Here is a 9,588-nt window from a genome sequence, read left to right on the forward strand (position 1 = left end):
CCTATTTGTTCACAAATGTTCTTAAAAAGTTCTTTACAAATTAACCTTGATGTGAGAACAAATAGGCAACAAATAGAACAAAACAAAAAGGAGCAACCGATGCTCGACGATATCAAAACTGTTTATTCACGCTCTGGCGCAACCATCCTTCAGGATGCGGCAGGGGCTGCGGCCATTGTGGTGATGCTGGCTGTTGGCCTGTATCTGCCAGGGCTTGCCTGATGCGTAACCGAACCTGAATTTGCCTGCCGTCTTAATGCCGGATGCTGCTTGCAATATGTCCCCAAACTGATGCACGCACATTGACACTGCCTGTTAATACTTGAGAAGAATGCCTCTTTCTCGAAATGGTGTCCGGACCACATTAGATATGGCCACTTGCCGCCGCCTTCTTACCAAAGAAGTGCGGCGGTTTTTTATTGCGTTGTATAGGCCAGCCGCAAGCCGCCCCAATGTTTACCAGCAACCAAAATCGGGGCCGAAATATCCTTCATAGTGGTGAATTTCCCGCCGCCCATATCACGGCGGTAAATCTGCAGTAAAAACGGCTCTTTGTTGTTGGCGGCTTTCAGGCCCACGATATCATTAAAAATGCGCCGGTTGCGGCAGTTGGCCGTATTCCAGACCGGATCATTCCCCATCGGTTGCGAAAATTTGTTATTATGGGTGGGGATATACCCATTCAGATCAATGGCCGCACAAAATACAATCCGCGGATCAAATTCCAGCACGGGTTCCTGAATGCCTGGCAAAACCCTGTCGGTGAGGGCTGTGAACCCCGCCATGACTTGTTGCGGATTGCTGTTACGGATCGGGGTGTAATTCCTTGAGAATAATACCCCGGTACTGATTGCCCCGTTTGCGATGGCTGACTCAAAGGCGGCGGAAATTTGTGCGGCGCGGGCCTGAACCTCGTTGATGAATTTTGTATCGGCAGTGATTCCGCCCAGTGATGCACTGCTCTGTATCAGGCATTCCGATTGTCCGACCATTTTACCGGCGCGGTCCCGCACCTGATGGATGCCGGTAGCAGTTTGTTCCAGCGCCACGCCCATCTGGTCAAAATTGCGGCTGAATTCACCGATTGCATCGCCAACATTACCCGCGTTGGTTTTGATTTGTTTTGCTTCGGAATTGATCATGCGCACATGCTCGGCAATTCCCGACAGGGAGATGTCTGTCTCGTCGGCTTCGTCCAAAACCGCCTTGGCATCATCGGTCGCGGTGTTGGCTTCGCCGCGCAGGGATTCAATCCAGTTTCCAAGCGTCAGGATACTGTCTGATATCCCCTCGGCCGCACCTGCAGTTTTGCGAGACAGTTCATTGATCGCTTCGGCGACGACAGCAAACCCGCGCCCCGCTTCGCCTGCGCGGGCGGCTTCGATTTTAGCGTTGATCGCCAGAATATTGACCTGTGCAGCAATCGAGGCGATATCATCGTTATTGGATCGCGCCGATTTGATGGTATCCTCGATTGTAGTGATCCGCACATCCAGCGACTGGACCCAATTTGCCAGTTTTTGTGTCCGGTTTCCCGCATTCTGAATTTTTTCGACCGCAGTTACCACCGTTTCAAGGGTTTCGACAGTTGTTTCATTTACCGTATCAATTGCGGCCCTGACGCTGGCGTTGCCGTCCAGCATACGGTTAGCGTTGCCGCGCACATGTTCCAGTGATTGCAACTGGTTGCGGGTGCTGTCGTCAATTTGGTCCAGTGCAGCGGCAATATCGACCAGTTCCACCCCGAGGCACGAGGCAATATGCGAGAGTTTGTCCAGTTGTTCGCTGGCTTGATCAGGGGCCAGACTGGAATCGGCGAAATTGGCTGCGGGAATCATCAACGTCTCCTAGTTAACGTCCCGCACGCTAGCGCCATTTCATTTCCGATTAATTAAGCGCAGGCAGATTTATCGACCATCCCGATTGCCTTGACCGTCGCCTCAAGTGCCAACATGATCGAGGCATGGCGGTTTTTATAGTCTCGCGCAGGCAGCAGCACTTCCAGCCCGTTAAACGGAGCATCGGGGGCTGGCCCATCCTCGCGCAGCATTGCCGACAGCTGATTGCGGGCTGTGCAAATCTCGGCAGGGGTGCGCCCGATAATGGCGCTGGCCACTACCGAGGCCGCAGCCTGACCCAGCGCACAGGCCTTTACATCCTGCCCATAGCCGCTGATCTGTCCCTGATCCAGATTAATATCAACGGTCACGGTCGATCCACACAAAGGTGCGCGTTCTTTCACTGTGGCCTGCGGGTTGTCCAGCCGCTCGGTCAGGGGAATATCTGCAGCCAAGGCCAGAATCCGGCCGGAATATAGTTTGATCAAATCACTGTCGCCGCTCATTGGCTTTCCCTTTTGTGTGTTGATGTCATAGATAGGCATCTGTGGCGAATAATCAAAAGGTTTTCACATGTCTTTCGACCCGACAACACTAAAATTTGATCACAAGGGGCTGATCCCGGCGATTGCCCAAGCCGAGGGCACGAATGAGGTGCTGATGATGGCGTGGATGAACGCCGAGGCGGTCTCGCGCACGCTCTCCACGGGCCGCGTCACCTATTGGTCACGCTCGCGCCAGTCGTTTTGGATCAAGGGCGAGACATCGGGCCATGTGCAGGAACTGGTGGAGTTGCGCGTGGATTGTGACCGTGATTGCCTGCTGGTGATCGTGCGCCAGACGGGGCCGGCCTGCCACACCAACCGGCGCAGTTGCTTTTATACGGCGGTGCAGGGGGGCGAGGAAGTTGAAGTGTTGCAACCGATGGAATAGGGTTGTTTCAGGTCGGGTTATTTTGCCCATTCATGGCCTGAAGCCATATTGGAGATATAGGGATGAATACTTTGCTCAAAACACTTCTGATCGCGGGTTTGCCATTTGGTGCAGCTGTGGCAACAGCCCAAGCGCAGGGATTTGATCCGCGGCAGCCTTGCAGTGTTATTCTAGGAAATGCGGATGATACCACCCTTCAGGCAGTGGGGGCATGGACCTTCGGCTATCTGGCGGCAAAACAATCTGACCCGCGTCCCGTCAGCGGGGAAAATATTGGGATTATCCTGCGCAATCTGAACAACACATGCCTCGAGAATGGCACGCGCAGCCTGCTTGACCTTGTGTCGGGGGATCCCAAATCATCCACAGATGCTGCCGGAAGCGAGGCACAAGCCCGTGCGCTACTGATGGAATTTTTTGAACCGGATGCCGATCTGGTGGCCCTGACTGCGGCGATCATACCCACCGAGGCCGAGGTGCATATGGTCTACAAAGACCCGCTGGCCAGCAGTATGTATAAGGGCTATGAGGCGGCGTTCAAACCGGGGATCACGATTGGCCCGAAACCGGAGCAGGTTGAGTTGCTGTTGGTTTACACAACCACCGCAAAATTGCAGGGCGGTGATGCGGTGCTAGGGAAGTTTCCGGGGGGCTACAAAAAGGTGCTGCAGTATTTCAAAACAGATGTTCCGATTGTGCGGTTCAAATTTGTTAAACGTGGCGAAACGTCGGGTTATGCATTTGACGGGTTGGTCTATGTGAATGACCACTGGGTTCTTATGCCAAAGCCGTGGCGGGCTTTGCAGTAGTTACGGGTTACAGCCGACCATTTTGCGGATACCCACAGGCGTTACCCTGTCAGCGCGGTACTTGGCAATGGCGCGGGCATCATCGCGTTTGGCCAGGCGCTTGCCTGCTTCATCGCGGATCAGGGCGTGGTGATGGTAGGTAGGTGTCGGCAAATCCAGTAGTTTTTGTAGCAGCACATGGATTTTGGTGGCCTCGAACAGGTCTTCGCCACGGATCACATCGGTTATGCCTTGGGCGGCGTCATCCAGCACCACGGACAGGTGGTAGGAGGTTCCCATGTCACGCCGCGCCAGTACGATGTCCCCGACAGTATGGATCAACTCATGCGGGGTGATTTCCTGCAGGCCTATATATGCCGGACCGGTTTCGACAAAGGATAAATCCAGCGCGCCCAGATATAGACAGGCCGCTTCCATATTCAGACGTAGGGCCGCGCCACTATCGGCGTGATCAAGGTTGCGGCAGGTGCCGGGGTAGATCATCCCATCGGGGCCATACGCGGACGGCGTCCCTTCTTGCGGGGCAGCAATCGCCGCCTCGATATCACGCCGGTTGCAGGTGCAACGATAAAGCAGGCCTTTGGCCTCCAGCTGTGCCAAGACCTGTTGATAGACAGGCAGGCGCTCAGACTGACGCATCACAGGTTCCGGCCATTCCAAGCCCAGCCAGTGCAAATCGTCATAAATCTGCGCCTCCCATTCTGGCCGCGCACGGGACTGGTCAATATCCTCGATCCGCAACAGGAACCGCCCGCCCGCCGCTTGCGCCATGTCATAGGCCAACAGTGCGGAATAGGCGTGGCCCAGATGCAGCGGGCCAGTCGGGGACGGGGCAAAACGGGTGGTGAACGTCACTGTTTTTCGACCACGTAGACAACCGCACCCAGATCTATCCCGGGCAAATGGTCCCCATGTTCGCGGTGGCATATTTTCGCGGTCTTGGCGTGCAGGTAAGTTTGCAACTTGGCCTCATAAGCAGGGTCTTGCAACGTGTGGTCATTAAATGAAAACGCAAACAGACCGCCTTTGGGCAATAGCGCCATCAACACATCAAAAGTTGCCAGTGGTGCGCCACCGGCGCCAATCACACCGCAGGCAACGATGGCCGAATAGTCGCCAACCTTTAGCGGCAAATGGGCGTCGGGTTCGATCACATTCAGGTGGCGATAGGTTTTTGTCTTGTGGGCTTGGGCCAGCATATCGGGTGACAAATCCACCCCGTCGATCAGCGAAAAACCGGCGTGGGCCAAAGCAGCGCCCGATATCCCTGTGCCACAGCCAAAATCCAGAATCGCGGTGGATTTATCCGATGTGGCTGATGCCAATGCGGCGGCAATACGGGTAGGAGTGGCATACCCATTGCGTTTGATCTCGGCGTCATAACTGGCAGACCAGTCGTCATAATGGCTACGTGTTTGCGCTTCGCCATCCAGATCATAGGCTTTATCTAGGAATTTATCATTGTTCATGCGATAAAACCTAACGGATCATTACCTTATCCGTCCAGCCATTCTTGCCACGCAGCCTTGGCCCGATCTGTATAGGCCTTGTAACGGGTTTTGCGGTTCTTGCGCCCGTGCTTGGCGTCAATCGGCTGGAACAGGCCAAAGTTGACGTTCATCGGCTGGAAGGTCTTGGCCGCAGCACCGCCGGTGATGTGGTTGACCAAAGCGCCCATCGCGGTATCCAGCGGCGGGGTTGTCACGGGACGACCCAGAATTTCACCCGCTGCCATCCGCCCCGCCAGCAGGCCCATCGCGGCGGATTCGACGTAGCCCTCAACGCCGGTGATCTGGCCCGCAAACCGGATGTTGGGGCGCGATTTCAGGCGCAGGTTGTCATCCAGCAATGTGGGCGAATTGATAAAGGTGTTGCGGTGGATGCCGCCAAGGCGGGCGAAACTGGCGTTTTCCAGCGCAGGGATCATTTTGAACACCTCGGTTTGCGCCGCGTATTTCATTTTTGTCTGGAACCCCACGATGTTAAACAGCGTTCCTAAGGCGTTGTCATAGCGCAGCTGCACCACGGCATAGGATTTGTTTTCGGGATTATGCGGGTTGGTCAGGCCGACAGGTTTCATCGGGCCAAAGCGCAAGGTTTCGCGGCCCCGCTCGGCCATCACCTCGATCGGCAGACAACCGTCGAAATATCCGGCGGTCTCGCCTTCATGGAATTCTGTTTTATCCGCTGCCAGCAGCGCGTCTATGAACGCCTCATACTGCGCCTTGTCCATCGGGCAGTTCAGATAGGCCTTTTGCTCGGCCTCGGTTTCGCCCTTGTCATAGCGCGACTGCATCCATGCTACATCCATGTTGATGCTGTCGGCATAAACGATGGGGGCGATGGCATCAAAAAATGCCAACTGGTCGCTGCCGGTTTCAGTTGCGATGGATTGACCTAATGCGGTTGTGGTCAACGGGCCAGTGGCGATGATCCAGTGGCCATCCTCGGGTAGGCTGGTGATTTCACCGTATTCAACACTGATTAGCGGATGATCCAGCAGACGTTTGGTGACGGTTTCGCTAAACGGGTCACGGTCCACGGCCAATGCCGATCCGGCGGGCAGGGCGTGCTCGTCAGCTGCCGCCATGATGATACCACCCGCCGCGCGCATTTCCCAATGCAGCAGGCCAACGGCGTTGGCCTCATCATCATCGGAGCGGAAAGAATTGGAGCAGACCATCTCGGCCAGATTTCCGGTGCGATGGGCAAAAGTTTCGACTTTGGGGCGCATTTCGTGGATCACCACGGGCACGCCCATGTTTGCGGCTTGCCATGCGGCCTCGGCACCGGCCATGCCGCCGCCAATAATATGAAGAGTATCTGCCATAGCGCGGGGTTTAGGTGAGCAACGGGCAAAAGAAAAGGCCCGCGAGGGGCCTATTTCGATGATTGTCTAGATCTGCGCCTATGCCATGCTGCTTTTTCGCATTGTCCGCAGGATGTCGAGATCATTTTCGCCGACTTCAAATGGGCGGTGACGCCTGAATTCAATGACGGGTGTGTCATTGTTGACCAGCAAAAGCGGAATGATCTTATCGTTGGCAACAGGCGCGTCTGCCTTCAGGGTGTTACCTGATACGGATTGTGGCCGGTTCTGCAGGGTGGGGTGCACACGGCGTGGCTTGATCGCCTTACCGATCCGTGTTGTGGTTTTACGCGACTGGCTGCTATCACCTTGGGTCGCCGTAAGCATCAAGGCACCAATCAGGGCCAGATCGCTCCAGAACCCTTGCAGGTCCAATGCTTTCCCAAAGTTGAAATTCGCTATGTAGCTGGCCCAGAATACAAAGACCGACAACAGCAATGCAGCAATGCGCACATGTTTGCCGAGCAAAATCAAATAGGCGGCTGTAAATATAAATCCCGTGAACGCGAATGAAGCGTAGGGTTCGGGGAAAGCCAATTCCATGAAGGCACGTCCGTTGTCATAAGGGACAACCCCCGTGGCCATGGCCATAAAGTACGACGAAATTAGGAGCCGAACCAGTAATTGGGTGCCCCGGTTCTGTACGGGTTTTAGTTCAAAGTGGTTTGCCATTTCAACATTCTCCTAGACAATCGTTCTAATCCACGGGGCAAGAAACGTTACTGGTTAATGTTTGATTAAACCTTGCGTAGAATTACGGCCTAACTGTGAATGAAATTCGGTTTTTGTATGGCTAGGGGAAACAAAGCCAGTCGTTTCGCGTGATCGGCATGCAGTCGGAAACAATTAACCACGATCAGGGGCTAATTGTTAACTATTTCAACAACTCCCAGTTACTCTTGGCTGGTGTCGTTTTCCGCTTCAGATGTGTCATCATCCGCGTCGGCCTCGGCAATCAGTGCCACAGAAACGACAACTTCGCGCTTGGCAGTATCAAATACCTTGACCCCGCCAGCGCTACGCGACCGGAACGAGATGCCGTTCACGGGGCAACGGATGGATTGGCCTTTGGAGGTGGCCAGCATGATCTGGTCTTCCATTTCGACAGCAAAAGACGCGACCAACTCGCCACCGCGCATCGCTTTGTCCATGGCTGCAACGCCCATGCCGCCACGTCCGCGAACGGGGTAGTCATGACTGGAAGACAGTTTACCAGCACCACCTGCCGTGATGGTCAGGATCAGGTTTTCAATCGCCTGCATTTCATCGAACCGCTCTTGGGTGATAGCCCCGTCACCCGCGTCCTCATCTTCAACCTCGGTGTCATCCGCACCCGCTTGCGCACGGCGCATTTTCAGATAAGCGATGCGTTCGTCCGAGGACGCCTCGAAATGGCGGATGATCGACATCGAGACGACCTTTTCGCCATCCTTCAGCTTGATCCCGCGCACCCCGGTGCTGTCGCGCCCCTTAAAGACACGAACCGCTGTGGTCGGGAAGCGGATGGCGCGCCCGCCTGCGGTGAACAGCATCACGTCGTCGTCCTCATTACAGATGCGGGCGTTTACCATTTCCACGCCTTCGGGCAGCTTCATGGCAATTTTGCCATTGGCCCGAACGTTGGTGAAATCCGACAGTGCGTTGCGACGCACGTCGCCAGCGTCAGTGGCAAAGAAGATTTGCAAATCGCCCCAGTCGTCCTCGTCCGCATCAACTGGCATGATCGCCGCCACAGAAACCCCAGTGGGGATCGGCAGGATGTTGACAATCGCCTTGCCTTTGGCGGTGCGCGCCCCTTGGGGCAGGCGCCATGTTTTCAGTTTGTACACCATGCCGTCGGTGGAAAAGAACAACAGCTGCGTGTGGGTGTTGGCAACAAAGAGGTTGGTGATGACGTCTTCTTCTTTGGTCTTCATCCCCGCCGTGCCCTTGCCGCCACGTTTTTGGGCGCGGAAATCGGCCAATGGCGTGCGTTTGATGTAACCGCCGGAGGTGACAGTCACCACCATGTCTTCTTTTTCGATCAGGTCTTCGTCTTCCATGTCGCCGGACCAGTCGACAATGGCGGTGCGCCGGTCCACAGCGAATTTCCCACGCACTTCGGTCAGCTCGTTGCTGATGATCTCCATGATGCGGGTGCGCGAACGCAGGATGTCGAGGTATTCGCGGATCGCGGCGGCCAGTGTTTGCAGCTCGTCCGTGACTTCCTTCACACCCATCGCAGTCAGGCGTTGTAGGCGCAGTTCCAAAATGGCGCGGGCTTGTGTTTCCGACAGGTTATAGGTGCCGTCGTCATTGGCCTTGTGGGTTGGATCATCAATCAGCGCGATATATTCCAGAATATCACCAGCGGGCCAGCGACGCTCCATCAGTTTGGCGCGGGCCTCGGCAGGATCGGCAGAGGCGCGGATGGTGGCGACGATTTCATCGACATTGGTGACGGCCACGGCCAGACCGCACAGGATGTGGCTGCGTTCGCGGGCCTTGCGCAATTCAAACGCGGTGCGGCGCGCCACCACTTCTTCGCGGAATGTGATGAACGAGGTCAGGAACCGGCGCAGGGTCAGTGTTTCGGGCCGACCACCGTTGAGCGCTAGCATGTTACAGCCGAAATAGGTCTGCATCGGCGTAAAACGGAACAGCTGGTTCAGCACCACTTCAGGGGTCGCATCACGTTTCAGTTCAACCACCACGCGCACGCCGTTACGGTCAGATTCGTCTTGAACATGGGCGACGCCCTCGATCTTGCCGTCGCGCACCTGTTCGGCGATCTTTTCGATCATCGCGGCCTTGTTGACCTGATAGGGGATTTCATCAATCACGATGGCGTAGCGGTCCTTGCGGATTTCCTCGGTGCGGGTTTTGGAGCGGATGATGACGCTGCCACGCCCCTCAAGGTAGGCTTTGCGTGCACCGGCACGGCCCAGCATGATGCCACCGGTGGGGAAATCTGGGCCGGGCACATATTCGATCAGCTCTTCGGTGGTCAGATCGGGGTTTTCAATCAGCGCCAGCGTGGCATCAATCACTTCGCCCAGATTATGCGGCGGGATGTTGGTGGCCATACCAACGGCAATGCCGCCAGCACCATTAACCAACATGTTGGGGTAACGTGCGGGCAGAACCGTGGGTTCGCGGT

The 9,588-nt window shown here is 55.6% G+C and carries 10 protein-coding genes; 3 read left to right on the forward strand and 7 right to left on the reverse strand.

The window, feature by feature from the left end; all coding sequences use genetic code 11:
- Positions 1-99: 99 nt before the first annotated feature.
- Positions 100-222 carry a hypothetical protein gene (locus ACWB12_RS14505; protein WP_479530802.1) on the forward strand — a complete coding sequence of 41 codons (123 nt, stop codon included), beginning with the start codon at positions 100-102 and terminating at the stop codon, positions 220-222.
- A gap of 194 nt (positions 223-416) precedes the next feature.
- On the opposite strand, the gene ACWB12_RS14510 is transcribed toward ACWB12_RS14505, so the two are convergent.
- A complete protein-coding gene (locus ACWB12_RS14510; RefSeq protein ID WP_479530803.1) occupies positions 417-1,838 on the reverse strand; it encodes a methyl-accepting chemotaxis protein in 1,422 nt (473 codons plus the stop codon).
- 53 nt (positions 1,839-1,891) lie between these two features.
- On the reverse strand, positions 1,892-2,344 hold the full coding sequence (locus ACWB12_RS14515; protein WP_479530804.1) for an iron-sulfur cluster assembly scaffold protein: 453 nt from the start codon (positions 2,342-2,344) through the stop codon (positions 1,892-1,894).
- 67 nt (positions 2,345-2,411) lie between these two features.
- Between ACWB12_RS14515 and hisI the strand changes: the two genes are divergently transcribed.
- Together hisI and ACWB12_RS14525 are read left to right on the forward strand one after the other, a co-directional pair.
- Positions 2,412-2,771 (forward strand): phosphoribosyl-AMP cyclohydrolase, encoded by a 360-nt coding sequence (gene hisI / locus ACWB12_RS14520; RefSeq protein WP_479530805.1) that lies wholly within the window; start codon positions 2,412-2,414, stop codon positions 2,769-2,771.
- 71 nt (positions 2,772-2,842) lie between these two features.
- Positions 2,843-3,580: a hypothetical protein gene (locus ACWB12_RS14525; RefSeq protein ID WP_479530806.1), complete on the forward strand. Its 738-nt coding sequence runs from the start codon at positions 2,843-2,845 to the stop codon at positions 3,578-3,580.
- Here ACWB12_RS14525 and gluQRS read toward each other — a convergent pair whose 3' ends face one another.
- The 5 genes from gluQRS to ACWB12_RS14550 form a co-directional block, all read right to left on the reverse strand.
- Positions 3,581-4,435: a tRNA glutamyl-Q(34) synthetase GluQRS gene (gene gluQRS, locus ACWB12_RS14530; RefSeq protein ID WP_479530807.1), complete on the reverse strand. Its 855-nt coding sequence runs from the start codon at positions 4,433-4,435 to the stop codon at positions 3,581-3,583.
- A complete protein-coding gene (locus ACWB12_RS14535) occupies positions 4,432-5,049 on the reverse strand; it encodes a class I SAM-dependent DNA methyltransferase (protein WP_479530808.1) in 618 nt (205 codons plus the stop codon). The genes gluQRS and ACWB12_RS14535 overlap by 4 nt, the downstream gene beginning before the upstream one ends.
- Before the next feature lie 26 nt (positions 5,050-5,075).
- A complete protein-coding gene (trmFO, locus tag ACWB12_RS14540; protein WP_479530809.1) occupies positions 5,076-6,410 on the reverse strand; it encodes a methylenetetrahydrofolate--tRNA-(uracil(54)-C(5))-methyltransferase (FADH(2)-oxidizing) TrmFO in 1,335 nt (444 codons plus the stop codon).
- 78 nt (positions 6,411-6,488) lie between these two features.
- Positions 6,489-6,992, reverse strand: a complete 504-nt coding sequence (locus tag ACWB12_RS14545) for a hypothetical protein (protein WP_479530810.1) — start codon at positions 6,990-6,992, stop codon at positions 6,489-6,491.
- Positions 6,993-7,342: 350 nt separating this feature from the next.
- On the reverse strand, positions 7,343-9,588 hold a 2,246-nt coding region (locus ACWB12_RS14550; protein ID WP_479530811.1), incomplete at its 5' end, for a DNA gyrase subunit A.

The organism is Profundibacter sp. (assembly GCF_056498605.1).